Raw genomic sequence first — 20579 nt, 5'->3', positions numbered from 1 at the left:
CTCGGGTCCGTGGCGGCGGACCGCAGGGAGGTGGGGGGCGGGCCACGCACGCTACTCGGCGGGCCTGGGGCGCGCGAGGTTTTCGCCAAACTGAGCGGTCGGTATGCGCTTACTTCGGCGACCTGTCGATGACCTGCGGTGTTACCCGCGTTAACTCCGACTTTTGAGGGCCCGTCAGCCTGCTCGGCGCGTCAGTGGTCGTCGATGACCGGGAAGCGGCGCGGCGCCAGCACCAGCAGCACCAGGAAGGCGAGGGCGGCCGCGCAGGCCGCGCCCAGGTAGACGGCGTGGACCGCCTCCGCGACGGCCCGCCTGGTCGTCCCTGACGCCGCGCCCGTGTCGAGGCCGTGGGCGACGGCGTCGAGGTCCGCGCTGCCGAGGCGGCCGGCGAGGACGCCGTTGGCGACGGCGCCGAAGACCGACGCGCCGACGGTCTGGCCGATCTGGCGGCAGAAGAGGATGGAGGCCGTGGCCGTGCCGCGTTCCGACCAGCCGACGGTGGACTGGACGCCGACGACGAGGGGGAGCTGGAAGAGGCCCAGGGCGGCGCCCAGCAGGAGCATCAGCAGCGTCGGCTGCCAGGCCGCGCCCGGGTACGGCAACAGGGGGAAGGCCAGCAGGATCAGGGTGGCCGCGCCGATGCCGAGCACGGCCGTGTTGCGAAAGCCGATCCGGCGGTAGACGTGCTGGCTGCACGCCGCCGAGACCGGCCAGCTCAGCGTCCACACGGAGAGCACGAATCCGGCGGCGACCGGGCCGAGGCCGAGGACGGACTGGGCGTACGTCGGCAGGAAGACCGCCGGGGCGACCATGAGCAGCCCCAGCGCGCCCAGCGCGAGGTTGACCGCGGCGATCGTACGGCGGCGCCAGACCCAGCCCGGGATGATCGGTTCGGCCGCCCGGCGTTCGATCACCACGAGCAGCGCGACGAGCGCGAGTCCCGTACCCAGCAGGGCGATCGACGGCGCCGACAGCCACGGCCACGCCACCCCGCCCTGCACCAGTGCGGTCAGCAGGACCCCGCCGCAGGCGAACACGGTGAGCGCGCCCGACCAGTCCACGCGCGCGCGTGCGGCCTTTTCCCGTCGCGGCTCGTGCAGGTGGCGCACGATCAGCCACAGGGCCAGTCCGCCGACCGGCAGGTTGACCAGGAAGATCCAGCGCCAGTCGGCGTACGCGGCCAGCACCCCGCCGACCGCCGGCCCGGCGACCGCCGAGACCGCCCACACCGTGGACAGCCTGGCCTGGATCTTCGGGCGTTCCTCCAGCGGGTACAGATCGGCGGCGAGCGTCTGGACCGTGCCCTGCAGGGCGCCGCCGCCCAGGCCCTGCACGACGCGGAAGGCGATCAGCGCCCACATGTCCCAGGCCAGGGCGCACAGCAGGGAGCCGAGGAGGAACACGGACGCGCCCGCCATGAGGACGGGTTTGCGGCCGAAGGTGTCGGAGAGCTTGCCGTAGAGGGGGAGGGTGACGGTGACGGCGAGCAGATAGCCGGAGAAGAGCCAGGAGAAGACGGAGAAGCCGCCCAGGTCGCCGACGATCTGCGGGACGGCCGTGGAGACGACGGTCGAGTCGAGCGCCGCCAGCGCCATGGCGAGCATGAGCGCCGCCACGACCGCTCCCCGCTTGCCGGTCGCGGCGCCTCGTGCGGTGCCGCGCACGGCGGGTTGGGTGCTGCCCACGCGAGATCCCTTCCCCTTGCACCTATCTGCCGTCCGACAGCTTCCCACTTGACCCTCACGCGACGGGAGGGTGCAACCTGGGTGGGCCGCGCGAGGGACCGACCCTGAGACGGGCTCCGCCTGAAGGGGGACTGCCCCTAGGGGGATCTCCGTACTGCGGCTCGGGGAGGGTTCGTCCCGGCGGAGGACGAGGGGCGCTCAGGCCGTCCTTAACCTGGCTTTACGTCGCTGGGGGCGTCGCCGGGAGGGTTGTCGAGGGCGGTGCGCCGCACCGTCGGGGGCGGCACTCCGCACCCTCGGGGGTGGGGTTTTCCTCAGGAGAAGAGGGGGCCGTGCACCATCGAGCGGCACCCCCTCCTGCCGCGAGACTCATCGACGTACCACCGCGACGTACCACTGCGACGCGCTACCGCGACGAACCACTGCACACGACTCCGTACGAGACGGTACGAGTCCTGACGAGTCAACTGCTGACCGACATAGGAGACATACGGTGACATCGGCTGTAACCATTCCCAGGCACGGGGGTACTGGAGAGCGTACGGCCGTCGCCGCGCGGGCGCGGCAGGTCGTCAAGGCGTACGGGGCCGGGGAGACCCGCGTCGTCGCCCTCGACCATGTCGACGTGGACATCGCCCGCGGTCAGTTCACCGCCATCATGGGCCCGTCGGGGTCGGGCAAGTCCACCCTGATGCACTGCCTGGCCGGGCTCGACACCGTCACGAGCGGACAGATCTACCTCGACGAGACGGAGATCACCGGTCTGAAGGACAAGAAGCTGACGCAGTTGCGCCGGGACCGGATCGGGTTCATCTTCCAGGCGTTCAACCTGCTGCCGACGCTGAACGCGATGGAGAACATCACGCTGCCCATGGACATCGCCGGCCGCAAGCCCGACAAGGAGTGGCTCGACCGGGTCGTGGACACCGTCGGGCTCGCCGGGCGGCTCAAGCACCGGCCGACGCAGCTCTCCGGCGGACAGCAGCAGCGGGTCGCCGTGGCGCGGGCGCTGGCCGCGCGGCCGGAGATCATCTTCGGGGACGAGCCGACCGGGAACCTCGACTCGCGCGCGGGCGCCGAGGTGCTCGGCTTCCTGCGCCAGTCCGTGGACGAGCTGGGGCAGACCATCGTGATGGTCACGCACGACCCGGTGGCCGCTTCGTACGCCGACCGGGTGCTGTATCTCGCCGACGGCCGGATCGTCGACGAGATGTACCGGCCGACCGCCGACACCGTCCTGGACCGCATGAAGGACTTCGACGCCCGGGGGCGTACGTCATGACCGTGCTGAAGACCTCCATGCGCAACTTCCTCGCACACAAGGGGCGGATGGCCCTGTCGGCCGTCGCCGTGCTGCTGTCGGTCGCCTTCGTGTGCGGCACCCTGGTGTTCACCGACACGATGAACACCACCTTCGACAAGCTGTTCGCGGCCACCGCCTCGGACGTCACGGTCAGCGCCAAGGGCTCCTCGGACACCGGCGAGACCACCGCGGACAACGGCAAGCCGCCGGTCATGCCGGCCTCCGTCGTCGACGAGATCGGCACGGCGGACGGCGTCAAGTCGGCGGAGGGGACCGTCTTCTCGACGTCGGTGACCGTCATCGACGCGGACAAGGACAGCCTCTCGCCGACCAGCGGCGGGCCGACGATCGTCGGCAACTGGAACTCCAACGAAGCCCGCACCATGAAGATCAGCTCCGGTTCGGCGCCCAAGAGTGCCGACCAGGTGATGGTCGACGCGGACACCGCCGACAAGCACGGCCTGGAGCTGGGCGACGAGATCGGCATCATCACCGCCGTCGGCACGCACCGCGCGAACGTCTCCGGCATCGCCGACTTCACCGTCACCAACCCCGGCGCCGCGATCTTCTACCTCGACACGGAGACCGCCCAGCGGACCCTGGTCGGCGAGACCGGCGTGTACACCAACGTCAACGTCACCGCCGCTCCCGGCGTCAGCGACGCCCAGCTGAAGAAGAACGTCACCACCGCGCTCGACGGCGGCTACAAGGTGCAGACGGCCAAGGAGGTCGCCGACGCCAACGCCGAGGACGTCCAGGCGTTCATGGGCGTCATCAAGTACGCGATGCTCGGCTTCGCCGGAATCGCCTTCCTCGTCGGCGTCTTTTTGATCATCAACACCTTCTCCATGCTGGTCGCCCAGCGCACCCGCGAGATCGGCCTGATGCGGGCCATCGGATCGAGCCGCAGGCAGGTCAACCGCTCGGTGCTGATCGAGGCGCTGCTGCTCGGCGTCGTCGGCTCCGTGCTGGGCGTCGGCGCGGGCGTCGGGCTCGCCGTGGGTCTGATGAAGCTCATGGGCGCCATGGGCATGAACCTTTCGACGGACGACCTGACGGTCGTCTGGACCACCCCGGTGGTCGGCCTCGTGCTGGGCGTCGTCGTCACGGTCCTGGCCGCCTACCTCCCGGCCCGCCGCGCCGGCAAGGTCTCCCCGATGGCCGCGCTGCGCGACGCGGGCGCCCCCGCCGACGCCAGGGCGGGTGCCGTCCGGGCCGTGGCCGGCGTGCTGCTGACGGGCGCCGGCGGGCTCGCGCTGTATCTCGCCACGGCCGCCGACACGGCCGGTGACGGCGCGCTGTGGCTGGGCGCGGGCGTGGTGCTGTCGCTGATCGGTTTCGTCGTCGTCGGCCCGCTGCTGGCGGGCGCGGTGGTCCGGGTGCTCGGCGCGATCGTGCTGCGGATGTTCGGCCCCGTCGGCCGGATGGCCGAGCGCAACGCGCTGCGCAACCCGCGCCGCACGGGTGCCACGGGAGCCGCGCTGATGATCGGGCTGGCGCTGGTGGCCTGCCTGTCGGTGGTCGGCTCCTCGATGGTCGCCTCGGCGACGGAGGAACTCGACAAGAGCGTCGGTACGGACTTCATCGTGCAGTCCGACACCGGGCAGCTGATCACGCCCCAGGCCGTCGAGGCCGTGAAGGCCGCCGACGGCGTCGACCGCGTCACCGAGTACAAGTGGACCAAGGCCGACTTCACGACCCCTGACGGCAAGACGTCGAAGGACACCGCCATCACGGCCGCCGACCCGACGTACGCGCAGGACCTGCGGGTCGAGACCGTCGCGGGCGACCTCGCCGACGCCTACCGGCCCGACTCGATGTCCGTCCACGAGGAGTACGCCAAGGACCACGGCATCGAGCTCGGCTCCAAGATCGCCGTCGACTTCCGGGACGGCTCCACGGCGCAGCTCACGGTCCGGGCGATCACCAGCAGCGAGGCGGTGATCGACCAGGGGGCGATGTACACGTCGATCGACACCCTCGCCACGTACGTCCCCGCGGAGAGGATGCCGCTCGACATGCTGCTCTTCGCCTCGGCGCAGGACGGCGAGGAGGCGGCCGCGTACGCGGCGCTGAAGACGGCGCTGGACGACTACCCGCAGTACAGCGTCCGGGACCAGACCGACTACAAGGAGGCCCTGAAGGACCAGATCGGGCAGCTGCTGAACATGATCTACGGCCTGCTCGCTCTCGCGATCATCGTCGCGATCCTGGGCGTCGTGAACACGCTCGCCCTGTCGGTGGTCGAGCGGACCCGGGAGATCGGCCTGATGCGGGCGATCGGACTCTCGCGCCGGCAACTGCGCCGGATGATCCGCCTGGAGTCGGTAGTGATCGCCCTCTTCGGTGCCCTGCTGGGCCTGGGGCTGGGCATGGGCTGGGGTGCCACGGCACAGCAGCTGCTCGCCCTGGAAGGGCTGAACGTGCTGGAGATCCCGTGGCCGACCATCGGCGCGGTGTTCGTCGGCTCGGCCTTCGTGGGCCTGTTCGCCGCCCTGATACCGGCCTTCCGGGCCGGCCGCATGAACGTCCTCAACGCCATCGCCACCGAGTAGCCACCGCACACGGGGGTGCGGGGGAGGGCCCGGCGTCGAGGAGTCCGGCAGGACTCTCCGGCGCCGGGCCTTGCCATGGGGAGGCCGAGTCCATGGGGAGGCCGAGGGCGACTCTGCGGTGCCGGGTCGCGCAGGGCGGCTCCGCGCGCCGGCTCTCGCCATGGCCGGCGTTCGGCCGAGTTCCCGGTGGACCGCCTCTCGACGTGCTGGAACGCGGGCGGCCAGGGGTGGGCGGACAGGCGGGTCCTCGGCCGCCGGCCCGGCCCTTCCCGGACCGGCGTCTTCACTCCCCCGGGTGACTTCCCCGGCGGCGACGTACTCTGGAGACCCCCGGCCCGCCCCGCGTGTCGGGTGATTCGCGTTGCCCACACCTGCCACCAGCCGGCCCCTGTCAACAACCCCTGTCAGTCATCAGCCCTCGTCATCCCGGACGGAAAGCCCCCATGAGCCTGCACGGTCTGCTCGACGCCGTCGTCAAGGACGCCGCACTCGCGGAAGCGATCAAGGCGGCCTCGGACGGCAACCGGATGCACGTCGATCTGGTCGGCCCCCAGGCGGCCCGCCCCTTCGCCGTCGCCGCGCTGGCCCGCGAGAGCGGCCGCCCGGTGCTGGCGGTCACGGCGACCGGACGCGAGGCCGAGGACCTGACCGCGGCCCTGCGCTCGCTGCTGCCCGCGGAGGGCGTCGTGGAGTACCCCGCGTGGGAGACGCTCCCGCACGAGCGGCTGAGCCCTCGCAGCGACACCGTCGGCCGCCGTCTCGCCGTGCTGCGCAGGCTGGCCCACCCGCGCCCCGACGACCCCGAGACCGGCCCGGTCTCCGTTGTCGTGGCACCCGTGCGGTCCGTGCTCCAACCGCAGGTCAAGGGCCTGGGCGACCTGGAGCCGGTCGCGCTGAGGACCGGGCAGACCGCCGACCTGAACCGGATCGTCGACGCCCTCGCCGCCGCCGCGTACGCCCGCGTGGAGCTGGTCGAGAAGCGGGGCGAGTTCGCCGTGCGCGGCGGCATCCTCGACGTCTTCCCGCCCACCGAGGAACACCCCCTGCGCATCGAGTTCTGGGGCGACGACGTCGAGGAGATCCGCTACTTCAAGGTCGCCGACCAGCGCTCCCTCGAAGTCGCCGAGCACGGGCTGTGGGCCCCGCCCTGCCGTGAGCTGCTGCTCACCGACGACGTACGCGCACGCGCGCGTGCCCTCGCCGAGGACCACCCCGAGCTGGGCGAGCTGCTCGGCAAGATCGCCGAGGGCATCGCCGTCGAGGGCATGGAGTCACTCGCCCCGGTCCTCGTCGACGACATGGAGCTGCTGCTCGACGTGCTGCCGAAGGGCGCCATGGCCGTCGTGTGCGACCCGGAGCGGGTACGCACGCGTGCCGCCGACCTCGTGGCGACCTCGCAGGAGTTCCTGCAGGCCTCCTGGGCGGCCACCGCCGGCGGCGGCGAGGCGCCCATCGACGTCGGCGCGGCCTCCCTGTGGTCCATCGCGGACGTCCGCGACCGGGCGCGCGAGCTGGACATGATGTGGTGGTCCGTCTCACCGTTCGCCGCGGACGCGGACCTGGACGCGGACACGCTCAAGCTAGGCATGCACGCCCCGGAGAGCTACCGCGGCGACACCGCCAAGGCACTCGCCGACACCAAGGGATGGCTCGCCGACGGCTGGCGCACGGTCTTCGTCACCGAGGGCCACGGCCCGGCCGCCCGCACCGTCGAGGTGCTCGGCGGCGAGGGCGTCGCGGCCCGGCTGGACGCCGACCTGGGCGAGATCTCCCCGTCCGTGGTGCACGTGGCGTGCGGCTCGATCGACCACGGCTTCGTCGACCCGGCCCTCAGGCTCGCCGTCCTCACCGAGACCGACCTCTCCGGCCAGAAGGCGGCCGGCCGCGACGGCGCGCGCATGCCCGCCCGCCGCCGCAAGACCATCGACCCGCTCACCCTGGAGGCGGGCGACTACATCGTCCACGAGCAGCACGGCGTGGGCCGCTACATCGAGATGGTGCAGCGCACCGTGCAGGGCGCGACCCGCGAGTACCTGGTCGTGGAGTACGCCCCCGCCAAGCGCGGCCAGCCCGGCGACCGCCTCTACATCCCCACCGACCAGCTGGAGCAGATCACCAAGTACGTCGGCGGCGAGGCGCCCACGCTGCACCGCCTGGGCGGGGCCGACTGGACCAAGACCAAGGCACGCGCGAAGAAGGCCGTCAAGGAGATCGCCGCCGATCTGATCAAGCTGTACAGCGCGCGCATGGCGGCGCCCGGGCACGCCTTCGGCACCGACACCCCCTGGCAGCGCGAGCTGGAGGACGCCTTCCCGTACGCGGAGACGCCCGACCAGCTGACGACCATCGCCGAGGTCAAGGACGACATGGAGAAGACGGTCCCGATGGACCGCCTGATCTGCGGCGACGTCGGCTACGGCAAGACCGAGATCGCGGTGAGGGCCGCCTTCAAGGCCGTACAGGACGGCAAGCAGGTGGCGGTCCTGGTGCCGACCACGCTGCTGGTGCAGCAGCACTTCGGGACGTTCAGCGAGCGGTACGCACAGTTCCCGGTGAGCGTGAAGGCGCTGTCCCGGTTCCAGACGGACACCGAGGCCAAGGCGGTCCTGGAAGGGCTGCGCGAAGGCTCGGTGGACGTCGTCATCGGCACGCACCGCCTGTTCTCCTCGGAGACGAAGTTCAAGGACCTGGGACTGGTCGTCGTCGACGAGGAACAGCGGTTCGGCGTCGAGCACAAGGAGCAGCTGAAGAAGCTGCGTGCCAACGTCGACGTCCTGACGATGTCCGCCACCCCGATCCCGCGCACCCTGGAGATGGCGGTCACCGGAATCCGCGAGATGTCGACGATCACCACGCCGCCCGAGGAGCGCCACCCGGTGCTGACCTTCGTCGGCCCCTACGAGGAGAGGCAGATCGGCGCGGCCATCCGCCGCGAACTGCTGCGCGAGGGCCAGGTCTTCTACATCCACAACCGCGTCGAGTCCATCGACCGCGCCGCCGCCCGGCTGCGCGACATCGTCCCCGAGGCGCGGATCGCCACCGCGCACGGACAGATGTCGGAGACGGCGCTGGAGCAGGTCGTCGTCGACTTCTGGGAGAAGAAGTTCGACGTGCTGGTGTCGACGACGATCGTCGAGTCCGGCATCGACATCTCCAACGCCAACACGCTCATCGTCGAACGCGGCGACACCTTCGGCCTGTCGCAGCTGCACCAGCTGCGCGGCCGTGTCGGCCGCGGCCGGGAGCGCGGGTACGCGTACTTCCTGTACCCGCCGGAGAAGCCGCTGACCGAGACCGCCCACGAGCGGCTCGCCACCATCGCCCAGCACACCGAGATGGGCGCGGGCATGTACGTCGCCATGAAGGACCTGGAGATCCGCGGCGCCGGAAACCTCCTCGGCGGCGAGCAGTCCGGCCACATCGCGGGCGTCGGATTCGACCTGTACGTCCGCATGGTCGGTGAGGCCGTCGCGGACTACCGGCGGCAACTGGAGACCGGCGAGATCGAGGAGGAGGCGCCGCTCGAGGTCAAGATCGAGCTGCCGGTCGACGCGCACGTCCCGCACGACTACGCGCCGGGCGAGCGGCTGCGCCTGCAGGCCTACCGTGCGATCGCCTCCGCCAACTCCGAGGAGGACATCAAGGCCGTACGGGAGGAACTCGTCGACCGGTACGGCAAGCTGCCCGAGCCGGTGGAGAACCTGCTGCTGGTGGCCGGGCTGCGCATGCTCGCGCGGGCGTGCGGCGTGGGCGAGATCGTGCTCCAGGGGAACAACATCCGCTTCGCGCCAGTGGAGTTGCGCGAATCGCAGGAACTGCGGGTCAAGCGGTTGTACCCGGGGACGGTCATCAAGCCGGCGGTGCACCAGGTGCTGGTGCCGCGCCCGAAGACGGCGAAGGTGGGCGGGAAGCCGCTGGTCGGGCGGGAGTTGCTCGGGTGGGTCGGGGAGTTCCTGGCGTCGATCCTGGGCTCGTAGGCGCGCGTTGTTCGGACGGGCGGGGCGGACGGGCGGGCGGGCGAACGGGTCCCCGCGGCCGGCCACGGAGGAGGGCCGAGCCCTGCGGCGGCAGGTGGAACACCACACCGACCAACTGGCGTCCGCCCCTTGGAACCTCCTCGGCCCCGAGGCCACGGCCCGCCTCGCCGAACTGCTCGGCGACTACTGGGTCACGGTCATCGCATCCGGCCTGCTGCCGTCGGAGACGACAGCAGGCGATCGGGAACGTCTGAGGAAAGGTCTGAGGACCAGGACCCCGGCCAAGGCATCCGGTCGTCGCCCGGGTGTCGTTGTCGTCACCCGGGTGCGCGTCGGGCGCCCGGACATGTGAAGCCGTCCGCGCATGGTGGGCGCCGCGGACGGCTCGGGTCTGTGGCTACGGCTGTTGAGGCCTGTCGCGGTCCATGCCGAGCCGGCCCTCGATGTTCTGCTGGGCGGTGTCGACCTGTTCCTCGTACTTGTTGCCCGTCCGCTCGTTGGCCTTCTTCTCCGCGGTGTCGGACACTTTCCGGGCCTTGTCCTGCCCCGCCTTGTTCTTGAACCTGTCGAAGATGCCCATCGAGAGCTCCTTCCGGAGGTGACTCCCCACCGACGATACGCCGGAGATGCGAGGTATGCCGCATGAGGACCACTATGGTCTGGACCTCCCGGCCGCTACCGTGGCACCCGGCAACCCCCGCCTGCCAGGGGGTGGAACGCGGGCCGAACGAGCAGGGCAAGGGGGCGGGGCGCACCGTGACGCGTCTGAGAGGCGGGGTGGCGGCCACCGCCGTGGCTGCGGCCTTGTTCGCCGCGGCGGGCTGCACGGAGCAGACCACCGGCACCGGCGGGCAGAAGGGACCGGCCGGCGGCGGGGCGGCCCTCACGGCCGCGGAGTCACTGCCGCTCAAGGGGCCTGCACCGAAAACCGGTTACGACCGTGACCGCTTCGGCTCACCCTGGGCGGACACCGACTCCATCGACTGTGGCACCCGCGACCACATATGCAAACGGGACCTCGCCGACGTCGAGTTCAGCGACGGCAACTGCACGGTGGCTTCCGGGACGCTCGACCCCGACCCGTACACCGGCAAGGACGTCACCTTCACGGGGGGCCGCAGCCCGGTGGACATCGACCACGTGATCGCGCTCTCCGACGCCTGGCAGAAGGGCGCCCAGCAAGGGGACCCCGGCAAGCGCATGGCCGACGCCAACGACCTCATGTTGGCGGCGTCCGTGTCTGATGCTGATGTGTCTCAGAGGCAGAGTGTCGGTGTCGAGCAGTCGTGCCTCATGCGGACGTGTTCCGAGCTGAGGTGGGAGAAAGGATGAGGAAGTGACGGGACACGCGATCCGGGCCGCTCGTGTCGGGGCCACCGGCTGTGTCGTGCTGGCGCTCGGCGCGGTACTGGCCGGTTGCAAGGGAAGCGATCTCTCCAGCGGGAGCGGATCGCCGGGCGGCGGTTCGTCGGCGTCGGACGTGCACGGGACCAGCCCGCTGGCGGATCCGGACGGCACGAAGCCGGGCCTGGCGGCGATCTCCTCCGAGAAGGACAAGGCGTCGGCGCGTGACTTGATCTCCAAGCTGGCCACCAAGGGGCGGGGACCGAAGACCGGGTACGAACGGGACAAGTTCGGCTATGCGTGGATGGACACGGTGGATGGGGTGCCGCTGGCGAGGAACGGTTGTGACACCCGGAACGACTTGCTGAAACTTCATGGACAGGACGTCGAGTTCCGTAAGGGTTCCGACTGCGTGGTGGTGTCGATGGACCTGCACGATCCGTACACCGGCAAGGACATCGCCTGGAAGAAGGCCAAGGCCACCGAGGTACAGATAGACCACGTGGTGCCGTTGTCGTACGCCTGGCAGATGGGTGCCTCGCGTTGGAGCAGGGAGAAGAGGCAGCAGCTGGCCAACGACGTGCTGAACCTTCTGCCGGTCTCGGGCTCCACGAACTCCGCCAAGGGCGACTCGGGGCCGGCGTCCTGGCTGCCGCCCAGCAAGGCCATTCGGTGCTCGTACTCGGTGCGGTTCGCGCAGGTGGCACTCAAGTACCAACTGCCCGTCACGGGGGCGGACAAGAACATGATGCTGCAGCAGTGCCGCGCTTGAGGCCATTGCTGTCGAAGCGGTGTGGAACGGTGCGCGCTGTGGGTGAACTCGTGGAGCAGGTCGACGATCAGGACCGGGTGCTCAGAGTTGTCGAGCGAGGCGAGGCGGTGCGACATGGGTGGCTGCACCGCGTCGCGACGACTGTCTGCCGTCGTCCTGACGGGCGCATCCTGGTACATCGACGGCCGCACACTGCGCCCCGCTTTCCGGGGCAGTACAACTGGCTCGTGGGCGGAGCCGTGGACGTCGGCGAGTCCTACGAGGATGCGGCAGCACGCGAACTCGTTGAGGAACTGGGCGTCAGAGCGTCACCGAAGTTCGCCTTCAAGTACCTGTGCCGTGGGGCCATCAGTCCCTACTGGCTGGGGCTCCACGAAGCAGTGCTCACGGAAGAGCTCGTTGTGGACGCGTCGGAGATCGCATGGCACGAGTGGCTCACGCTCGAGGAGTTCCATGAGGCCAGACAACGCTGGAGCTTCGTGGCGGACGGGCTCGATGCGTGGCACCGTTACCTTGAGGCGCGTGATCTCCTGCCTGAGTTCGTCGGACTCCGGACGCCTGGCCTTGGGAGAGCTGAGAATCCCCTTGATGACAGCGGCGACGGGAGAGCGGTAGTACGAGGCTCGGGAGACGCCGGCCTCGGCGCAAATGTCCACCGCCGAGGTCTGGCCGTCGGTGATCTCGGGTCGGCCAAGCATGAGCTGCTCGAAGACACGCATGATCTTGCGGTCGATGTCGGTCAGGCCGGGATTCTCCCGGGCCAGTCGGACGAAGGCCGTGTGGACGGCTGGAAGGGTCTCGTCCGTCGAGTCGGTCATCGTCGGGTGTCCTCATGTCGATCTCCGCGATCAAGCGGGTGAGCGTGGCCAGGTGTCCGGTGATGGCGAGCTGCTGGAGACGCGGAAGCCCGGTGGCCTTGCCGGGTTCGGCCTGCGCCGTGTCACGGGCACGCTCCAGGCGGGGCACGTGGACCGCGGAGCGCCGTGAGTTGGGGCAACGCATGCACATGTCGAGCGCCGCGGCCGTTCCACGGCAGAACGCTCAGTCTGTCCGCGGACAGGAACGATCCATGGGCCGCGGACTGACCGACGCGCACTGACCGACGCGGACCGACTGACGCGGACCGACTGACGCGAACTGGCTGAGGGAGACGGCGGACCGACCATGAGCGGGCGGCGACGTACGGGCGAGAGAAAAATCCGTACCGCCGGGCCAGGGCATCCGCTTAGCGTGGCCCCATGGAGCTGAAGATATCGAGCCTTGCCGAGCGGCCCGACATGGTCGACCAGGTGCTCGATATGGCGGACAGCTGGCCTGAGTTCATCCTGCATGACCCCGTGGGCAACGCCCATTACTCCCGGATCGCCGCCGAACTGCCGCAGTACGTGCAGTTCGCCCAGGACGAGCACGGTGAGGTGGTCGCGCACGCGCACAGCGTTCCCTTGGCGCTCGACGCCGACGGTCGCCGCGAACTGCCCGCCCGCGGCTGGGACCAAGTGCTCGTGTGGGCGTTCTCCGACCTGCGCCGCGGGGTCCGCCCCGACACGGTCAGCGCCATCTCGGTCGTCGTCGCCCCGCACGCCCAGGGCCTCGGTCTGTCCGGAGTGATGCTCGCCGCGATGCGGGACAACGCCGGCGCCCTCGGCTTCCGCGAGGTCGTCGCCCCCGTCCGCCCCAGCGCCAAGCATCTCGAACCCCGCACCCCCATGGACGAGTACGCCCGCCGAGTACGCCCCGACGGGCTCCCGCACGACCCCTGGCTGCGCGTCCACGCGCGAGCCGGTGCCACGCTCCACTCCGTGGCACCGGCGTCCATGACGGTGGCCGCACTGCTCGAGGACTGGCGCCGCTGGACCGGGCTGCCCTTCGACACGTCGGGTGACATCGAGGTACCCGGGGCGCTGGTGCCGGTGCGGTGCGAGCCGCGGCACGGGTACGCGGTATATGTCGAGCCCAACGTGTGGATGCGGCACACTCTGTGAGCTCGGCCGCGTTCCGTGCGCGCGATCCGGGACGGGGTAGCGTGACTCAGCCCAGCTCGTCGAGGTCCAGGACCTCGCCGGAAGGCTTCTGCGCCGGAACCGGCTCGTCGAAGTCGCTGAACACGAGGGTGCCCCGCTCGCCGGCGGACGAACTGTCGAGGCGCAGCAGGTACGGCTTGCCCTCGGTGGCGACGTACACCGTGTAACGGTCCTTGCCGTCCTTCTCCCGCAGGGTGATCGCCGGGCTGCCGTCGACGGTGGTGGTCTTTCCGCGGGTCGCGTCGGAGTTCACGTCCTCGGCTCCGCCGAGCATCGTGTCCAGGTCGCAGAAGCTCGCGATGTCCATGGCGTCCTCGCCCGTGGCGGACGTCTTCGTCCACTTCCCGGCCAGCATGTCCACGACCGCGTCGACCTCCGCCTCCGCCTCGCCCTTGCTCTGGGCGCGCAGAAACGCCTCGTCGTACCGCATGTAGATGGTGTCGCCCGTCTTGATCAGATCCGCCTTGCCCTCGTCCATGCTCATGGTGCCGGCGCACTCGTTCCGCTTGTTCATGGCCATGTCGATGTGGATCGTGCCGCCGGTCTCTTCGTCGGGGACGTCGCCGGTCACGCGCAGCGACGAGGCGGCGGTCGTGGCGTCGAGGGCCTTGTCGGCGATCTCGCCGCCGGTCAGTCCGGCGAACGGTTCCCCGGCGGCGCCCGACGCCCCGGAACCGTTGGCGCCGGCGGAAGCGCTCGGCTTGCTGTCCGCCGCGTCCTGACCGGGCAGGCAGGCGGTGAGGCCGACGGTGGCGCCGACGGCGATGCAGATGGCGACAAGGGTGGTACGGCGCATGGCAGTTCCTCGTGGTGATGAGCGAGCGCGTGGTGAGACGCGTCTTGGGTGGATGGTGCGGAGAGGTGGGGGGTGCGGAGAGGTGGGGGGTGCGGAGAGGTGGGGGGTGCGGAGGGGTGGGGGTGCAAGGACGCGGAGCACGGGCGGAGACGGTCGTGCGCGGCGTGGGTACGGAGTGCGCGCGGACAGGGCCGGGCGCGGGTGCGCTGTCGGGCGCGCGGTTGCAGGCTGGGGCGTGCGGCGTCTGATCGGGGCGCGCCCCGCGCTCCTGGCCGGCCAGGCTCAGCCGGTCCGCTTCCAGTCCTGGCAGCCGGACGTCTTGAAGTACGCGTCCGAGGCACTGATCGTGACGACGGCCGAGCCCGTCACGTTGTTGTTGGCGGTGATCGAGTCGATCGTGTGCCCGGCGTCCTTGGCGCGCTCCCAGTAGCACATGTCGTCGGTGTTGCCGGTGGACCTGTAGGTGCCGGGCGCGATGTCGACGCCCACCGCGAACATGCCGCCGTCGCCGGCCATCTCGGTCGCGGGCGATGCCTTCTCCTTGGGGGCGACGGCCTCCCAGTCCGAGCAGCCGCTCGACCTGAAGATCTTGTCGTTCGCCGTGACGGTGACGTAGCCGGTGCCGCTGACGTTGTCGTTGGCCAGCAGCGAGTCCATCTCGCCCGAGGCGTCCTTGGCGCGCTCCCAGTAGCACATGCCGGTGGTGTTGCCGGTGCTGCGATACGTGCCCGGCTTGATGTCGGTGCCGACCAGGAAGTCGCCGTCCCCTGTGAACCCGCCCCCTTTTCCGGCCACCTTCACGGCCCCCCGGCCGTGCTCTTCGGCGGCCTCGCGCCCCGCGGACGCCGAAGAGTCGGCCTTCGCGTCGCCGGAGGCACTGCTGTCGTCACCCGAGTTCGCCGACATGGCGCCGATGACGACGGCCCCCACGATGACGCCGAGCGAGATCTTCCCCGTCATGCCCATGGCTGTCCCCTCCCCGATGCGTGATGACTGCCTCCGATGCGGCACTTCATCCGTTCGCGAGGTCAATAACAGCAGAGCCTGTGAACCGAGTCAACATGATGTGCAGGGTCGCATCGATTCACGCCGTGAACGCGTCGATGTTGGGCCGGGCCCGCTATGCTCGGCCACCACACCGGACGAGGGGAGCCAGGCGGTGCAGGACAACGCGACAGAAGTGACCGCCGCCGGAATCGCCCGGCTCGCCGGCGTCGGTCGGGCCGCGGTGAGCAACTGGCGGCGTCGTCACGCCGACTTCCCCAAGCCGGTCGGCGGCACCGAGACGAGCCCGTCCTTCGCCCTCGCCGAAGTCGAGGCCTGGCTCCGTCACCAGGGGAAACTCGCAGAAGTCCCGCTGCGGGAGAGGGTCTGGCAGCAACTCGTCGGCCACCCCGACGGCCCCGTCGTCGCGCTCACGCACGCCGGCTGCCTCCTGCTGCTCATCCATGACCGGCCGACGGTGTGGCTGGAGGTGAGCGCCGGTTCCGACGAGCGGCTGGCGGCGATGCTGCCGGGGGCGCTGGAGCAGGTGATCGTGCCCCGGTTCGGAGGGCGGCGTGTTCACGGCCGCGCCGATGGGCGGCCCGCTGTGAACCCCGGACCCTCTCTGAACCCCGGTCCCTCTGTGAACGCCGGTCCCTCTGTGAACCCCGGTCCCTCTGTGAACCGCGGTCCCTCTGTGAACACCGCGCCGACCGTTCACGCGGCGCCCGGTCGCGCCCCACAGGCAGGTGTGAACGCCCCACTCGATGTGAACTCCGCAGCCGACGCGAATGATGCCCGGCCCGCCGTGAACAGCCGGCCCGCCGTGAACAGCCGAGCCGCCGTGAACACCGAAGCCGGCACCAACACCCAACCTGGCGTACACAACCAACCCCCTTTGAACCGCCCGCTCCCCCCACACCCCACCCCCGCCGTTCACACCCCCGACGGCCCCACCCTCCTCCCCTCCGCCCCCCTCCTCCGCGGCACTGCCGAACTCGCCGCCGAGCTGGGCGCCCGCCAGACCTTCGAGTTCCTGCTCGGCCGGCACCTCGACGCCAACCCCCGCCAGTACACGCTCACCCCCACCGACCTCGCCCGCCTCATGGCCGACCTCGCCGGCCCGGCCCGCACCGTCTTGGACCCCGCCTGCGGCACGGGCGCCCTGCTGCGCTCCGTCGCCGCCGCCCCCGACCAGGAGCTGTACGCCCAGGACAGCGCCCCCGAACTCGCCGCGCTCACCGCGCTCCGGCTCGCCCTGCACGGCAGGGCCGCGGTCCGCGGTGCCGTGGGCGACACCCTGCGCGCCGACGCCTACCCCGGGCTGCGTGCCGACGCCGTCCTGTGCCATCCGCCGTTCAACGAGCGCAACTGGGGGCATGACGAACTGGCGTACGACGCCCGGTGGGAGTACGGCTTCCCCGCGCGTACCGAGTCGGAGCTGGCCTGGGTGCAGCATGCGCTCGCGCGGCTGAAGGACGGCGGTACCGCCGTGCTGCTCATGCCGCCCGCCGCCGCGTCCCGTCGGTCCGGCCGCCGGATCCGCGCCGATCTGCTGCGGCGCGGTGCCCTGCGCGCCGTGATCGCCCTGCCGGTCGGGGCGGCGCCGCCGTACAACATCCCCCTCCACCTCTGGGTGCTGCGCAGGCCGGAGAGGGCGCCCGCGCAGCCGGAGGTGTTGCTCGCCGACGCCGGGCAGTTCGCCACCGAGGGGCGCGGCGGGCCGGACTGGCGGGCCGTCCGGGACGCCGTACTGGACGTCTGGCAGGACTTCGACCGGGCGGGCACGCTCACGGAGCGGCCGGGACTGGCGCGTGCCGTGCCGGTCATCGAACTCCTCGACGACGACGTCGACCTGGCCCCGGCCCGGCACCTCCCGCCGCCCACCGCGGCCGACGGTGCCGAAGAGCTCACGGCGGTGCGGGAACGCCTCGGCGACACCCTCCGGCTGGCCGCCGACCTCACCCCGCCGCCCGCGCACACCGCACGGCCCGTGCGCTGGCCGCTCACCACCGTCGGTGAACTCGCGCGCGGGGGCGCGCTGGTGATGCGTACCGGCGGAAACGGTGGGCACGCGCGCGTGCCCGTGCTCACCGACCACGACGTCCTCGCCGGAACCGCACCCTCCGGAACGCTGCCCGAGAGCGACGAGGAGGCCGTGCTGACCGAGGCGGGGGACGTCGTCGTGCCGGTGCTCGGCGGCGGCGCGGTGGCGCGCGTCATCGACGAGACGACGCGGGGCGCCGCCCTGGGGCGCAACCTCGTCCTGCTGCGCCCCGACCCCACGGCGCTGGACGCGTGGTTCCTCGCCGGCTTCCTGCGCGGCACCGCCAACAACCGCCAGGCCAGCAGTTACGCCTCCACCGCCACCCGTCTCGACGTACGCCGCCTTCAGCTGCCCCGGCTCCCGCTGGACGAACAGCGGCGCTACGGCGCCCGCTTCCGCGCCCTCGACGAGTTCGAGCGGGCGCTCAGGCAGGTGAGCCGTCTCGGGGAGCAACTCGCCCGCGGCATGTACGACGGCCTGACGGACGGCACGGTCGCCCCCGAGTAGTCACCCCTCCACACGCGGATCTCACGATCACGCGCTCCCGCGCTCCCGCCGACCAGCGCGCCCGCGCGCCCCGCCGAACCCGCGCACCGCTCACTTCGCTGCCCTGCCCCACCACACCGCACGAGTCGTACGAAGTGATCAGTGTGACAACGGTTCGGTACAACCCGGGACCGGTTGTCGGTGTCGACCGATACGCTCGAAGCGACCATCACAGGAGCGGCGTTGCCCGACACCGGTCCGCCCCGTACGCGCACTTCAGGGACCAGGAGCAGTCATGCATGGCCACGGCTACCCGCAGCCGGTGAAGCAGCCGCCCCCGACGGCGTGGCTGGTGCTCGTGCGTGTGCTGTTCGTGGTGATCGCCCTCCTCAGCCTCGGGTTCCTGACCTGGGCGATGCTGCTGCGCCTGGCCATCGTCACGCGCAAGTCGCTGGACTGGGGGCTGTTCGTGGCCGTGCTGGCGATCGACATCCTCGCCATCGTGCTGCTCGGCACCGAGCCCGGCGACGAGATCCACACGGTGGGCGGCTGGACCGGCCTCGCGCTGCTGCTGGGCACGCTGGTGGGAGCGATCGCGTACTACCTCGCCGCGGAGGTGCGCCACTTCCACCTGCTCCGTCACGGCGGAGGGTACGCACCGAGTCCGGCCCAGGCCTACGGCTACCCGCAGCCGCAGCCGCAGCCGCAGCCGCAGCCGCCGACGCCGTACACCACCGGTACGGCCCTGCCGCAGCCCCCGCTCCCGCACAACGCGCCCGGCCCGCACACCCCGCCCCCGACACTCCGGCCCACCACCGCGCACCCCCCGATATCCACCCCGCCCCCGCAGTGCCCGGCGCCCGCGCGCATCGACCAGGTGCGGGCCGAACTGGACGAACTCAGCGACTACCTCCGTAAACAGGGCGGTCAGCAGGGCGGCGAAGAAGAGGGCGGAAGGTGACCGGGACGACAGGACGTGTCGTCGCCGGCCGCTACGAACTGGCCACGCTCATCGGGCAGGGCGGGATGGGCCAGGTCTGGACGGCGTACGACCAGCGACTCGACCGGCGCGTGGCGGTGAAGCTGCTGCGCCCCGACAAGGTGGCCGGGCAGGAGGCCGACGAACTGCGCCGGCGGTTCGTGCGCGAGTGCCGGGTGACCGCGCAGGTCGACCACCCCGGGCTCGTCACCGTGCACGACGCGGGCAGTGAGGGCGAGGAGCTGTTCCTCGTCATGCAGTACGTCGACGGCGCCGACCTGTCCGACCATCTCGCCGAGCACGACCCGTACCCGTGGCGGTGGGCGGTGGCGGTCGCCGCGCAACTGTGCGCGGTGCTGAGCGCGGTGCACGCCGTGCCGATCGTGCACCGCGACCTCAAGCCGCGCAACGTCATGGTCAAGCAGGACGGCACGGTCACCGTCCTCGACCTCGGCGTGGCCTCGGTGATGGACACCGACACCACGCGCCTGACGCACACCGGTTCGCCGATCGGCTCGCCCGCGTACATGGCGCCCGAGCAGGCGATGGGCGGCGCGGTCGGGCCCTACACGGACCTGTACGCGCTCGGCGTGCTGCTGCACGAACTCCTCAGCGGCGAAGTCCCCTTCGCGGGCTCCACGGCGCTCGGGGTGCTGCACCGGCACCTGTACGAGCCACCGCTGCCCGTCCGCCGCATCCGCCCCGAGGTCCCCGAGGAGCTCGAGGCCCTGGTCCTGCGGCTCCTTGCCAAGGACCCGCAGCACCGGCCGGGCTCCGCGCAGGAGGTGTACGAGGACCTGGCGCTGCTGCTGCCCGCGCGCGGGATGCCCAGCGGTGCACCCCTCGACCCCACGCGCCCCTTCCTGCGCCCGCACGCCCCCTGGCCGGACCGCGCCCGGACGCCCGCGCCCCAGCCCGCCCCCGTGGCCCCGGTCACCGAGAAACCGGACGTCGCGCGCGCCGTCGACGAGGTCAAGCGGCTGCTGGGCGAGGGCCGCATCACCCAGGCCGTCGACATCCTGGGCGCGATCCTGCCGACCGCGGCCGAACAGCACGGCGAGAACTCACCGGTCGTGCGGACGCTGCGCAAGCAGTACGCCGCCACGCTGATGGACGACGGCCAGTACCGCCGCGCACTGCCCGAGCTGCGCCGTCTCGCCGACGAACGCGCCGCCGAGGCCGGCCAGGCCGACCCGCAGTCCCTGCGGTTCCGCTACGAGGCCGCCCAGTGCCTCGAACAGCTCGGCGAACCGGCGGCGGCGCTGGCGGCGTACCGGGCGCTGTTGCCGTACTACGAGAACCAGTACGTCTCCGGCGGCCCCGAACTCGCGCACGACGTCCGCCGCCGCATGGGCCACCTCCTGCTGGCCCTCGGCGACCGCGCCGCCGCGCACGACACGCTGGTGCGGCTGTTGCACGACGTCGAACGGCTGAACGGGCCGGGCCATCCGCTGGCGGTGGAGGTGCGGCGGACGCTGCAGTGGCTGGGACAGGTGCGCGGGTAGTCCCCCCGCGGCCGGGTGGCGCGCCGGTGCCCGAAGTCCTGGTGAATCGTTGGTCGAATGGGTTGGCCAAAGCTGGACTGCTGCCTACCATCGATCATCGCAAGACTTTGTGCACCGTCGCACAA

14 protein-coding genes and 1 pseudogene are annotated in these 20579 nt (G+C 71.2%); 11 read left to right on the top strand and 4 right to left on the bottom strand.

The window, feature by feature from the left end; all coding sequences use genetic code 11:
* Positions 1 to 191: 191 nt before the first annotated feature.
* Positions 192 to 1685 (bottom strand): MFS transporter, encoded by a 1494-nt coding sequence (locus tag IPT68_RS15125; RefSeq protein WP_189700426.1) that lies wholly within the window; start codon positions 1683 to 1685, stop codon positions 192 to 194.
* 493 nt (positions 1686 to 2178) lie between these two features.
* On the opposite strand from IPT68_RS15125, the gene IPT68_RS15120 reads away from it, so the two are divergent.
* From IPT68_RS15120 to IPT68_RS15105, 4 genes are all read left to right on the top strand, one after another.
* Entirely contained in the window at positions 2179 to 2967 is a 789-nt protein-coding gene (locus tag IPT68_RS15120) for an ABC transporter ATP-binding protein (protein ID WP_189700425.1), read from the top strand.
* Positions 2964 to 5543 (top strand): ABC transporter permease, encoded by a 2580-nt coding sequence (locus tag IPT68_RS15115; protein ID WP_189700424.1) that lies wholly within the window; start codon positions 2964 to 2966, stop codon positions 5541 to 5543. The genes IPT68_RS15120 and IPT68_RS15115 overlap by 4 nt, the downstream gene beginning before the upstream one ends.
* Before the next feature lie 443 nt (positions 5544 to 5986).
* A complete protein-coding gene (gene mfd / locus IPT68_RS15110) occupies positions 5987 to 9520 on the top strand; it encodes a transcription-repair coupling factor (protein WP_189700423.1) in 3534 nt (1177 codons plus the stop codon).
* 94 nt (positions 9521 to 9614) lie between these two features.
* Complete coding sequence (locus tag IPT68_RS15105) at positions 9615 to 9872, top strand: hypothetical protein (protein WP_189700422.1); 258 nt, start codon at positions 9615 to 9617, stop codon at positions 9870 to 9872.
* 45 nt (positions 9873 to 9917) lie between these two features.
* On the opposite strand, the gene IPT68_RS15100 is transcribed toward IPT68_RS15105, so the two are convergent.
* Positions 9918 to 10100 (bottom strand): antitoxin, encoded by a 183-nt coding sequence (locus tag IPT68_RS15100; RefSeq protein ID WP_189700421.1) that lies wholly within the window; start codon positions 10098 to 10100, stop codon positions 9918 to 9920.
* Between the two features lie 176 nt (positions 10101 to 10276).
* On the opposite strand from IPT68_RS15100, the gene IPT68_RS15095 reads away from it, so the two are divergent.
* The 4 genes and pseudogenes from IPT68_RS15095 to IPT68_RS15080 all read left to right on the top strand — a co-directional run bounded on the left by IPT68_RS15095 (position 10277) and on the right by IPT68_RS15080 (position 13618).
* A complete protein-coding gene (locus IPT68_RS15095; RefSeq protein ID WP_189700420.1) occupies positions 10277 to 10852 on the top strand; it encodes an HNH endonuclease family protein in 576 nt (191 codons plus the stop codon).
* 4 nt (positions 10853 to 10856) lie between these two features.
* Positions 10857 to 11636, top strand: a complete 780-nt coding sequence (locus IPT68_RS15090) for an HNH endonuclease family protein (protein ID WP_373300690.1) — start codon at positions 10857 to 10859, stop codon at positions 11634 to 11636.
* Positions 11637 to 11674: 38 nt separating this feature from the next.
* Positions 11675 to 12151: pseudogene (locus tag IPT68_RS34990) on the top strand (NUDIX hydrolase); the annotation flags it as partial.
* A 723-nt stretch (positions 12152 to 12874) separates the two neighbouring features.
* The gene (locus IPT68_RS15080; protein ID WP_189700418.1) at positions 12875 to 13618 is read left to right on the top strand and encodes an N-acetyltransferase; all 744 of its coding nucleotides are present in this window, start codon (positions 12875 to 12877) and stop codon (positions 13616 to 13618) included.
* Between the two features lie 46 nt (positions 13619 to 13664).
* Here IPT68_RS15080 and IPT68_RS15075 read toward each other — a convergent pair whose 3' ends face one another.
* Positions 13665 to 14453 (bottom strand): hypothetical protein, encoded by a 789-nt coding sequence (locus IPT68_RS15075; RefSeq protein ID WP_189700417.1) that lies wholly within the window; start codon positions 14451 to 14453, stop codon positions 13665 to 13667.
* Between the two features lie 282 nt (positions 14454 to 14735).
* Entirely contained in the window at positions 14736 to 15419 is a 684-nt protein-coding gene (locus IPT68_RS15070) for a hypothetical protein (protein ID WP_189700416.1), read from the bottom strand.
* Between the two features lie 193 nt (positions 15420 to 15612).
* On the opposite strand from IPT68_RS15070, the gene IPT68_RS15065 reads away from it, so the two are divergent.
* The 3 genes from IPT68_RS15065 to IPT68_RS15055 all read left to right on the top strand — a co-directional run bounded on the left by IPT68_RS15065 (position 15613) and on the right by IPT68_RS15055 (position 20454).
* Entirely contained in the window at positions 15613 to 17991 is a 2379-nt protein-coding gene (locus IPT68_RS15065) for an N-6 DNA methylase (protein WP_189700415.1), read from the top strand.
* A 274-nt stretch (positions 17992 to 18265) separates the two neighbouring features.
* Positions 18266 to 18931: a hypothetical protein gene (locus IPT68_RS15060; RefSeq protein WP_189700414.1), complete on the top strand. Its 666-nt coding sequence runs from the start codon at positions 18266 to 18268 to the stop codon at positions 18929 to 18931.
* Between the two features lie 65 nt (positions 18932 to 18996).
* Complete coding sequence (locus IPT68_RS15055) at positions 18997 to 20454, top strand: serine/threonine-protein kinase (protein ID WP_229818469.1); 1458 nt, start codon at positions 18997 to 18999, stop codon at positions 20452 to 20454.
* The last annotated feature ends 125 nt before the right edge of the window (positions 20455 to 20579 follow it).

It is taken from the genome of Streptomyces chromofuscus (assembly GCF_015160875.1).
In the GTDB taxonomy this organism is placed as follows: Bacteria; Actinomycetota; Actinomycetes; order Streptomycetales; family Streptomycetaceae; genus Streptomyces; species Streptomyces chromofuscus.
The sequence above is the reverse complement of the archived record's forward strand: the minus strand, read 5'-3'. Positions and strand labels throughout refer to the sequence as shown.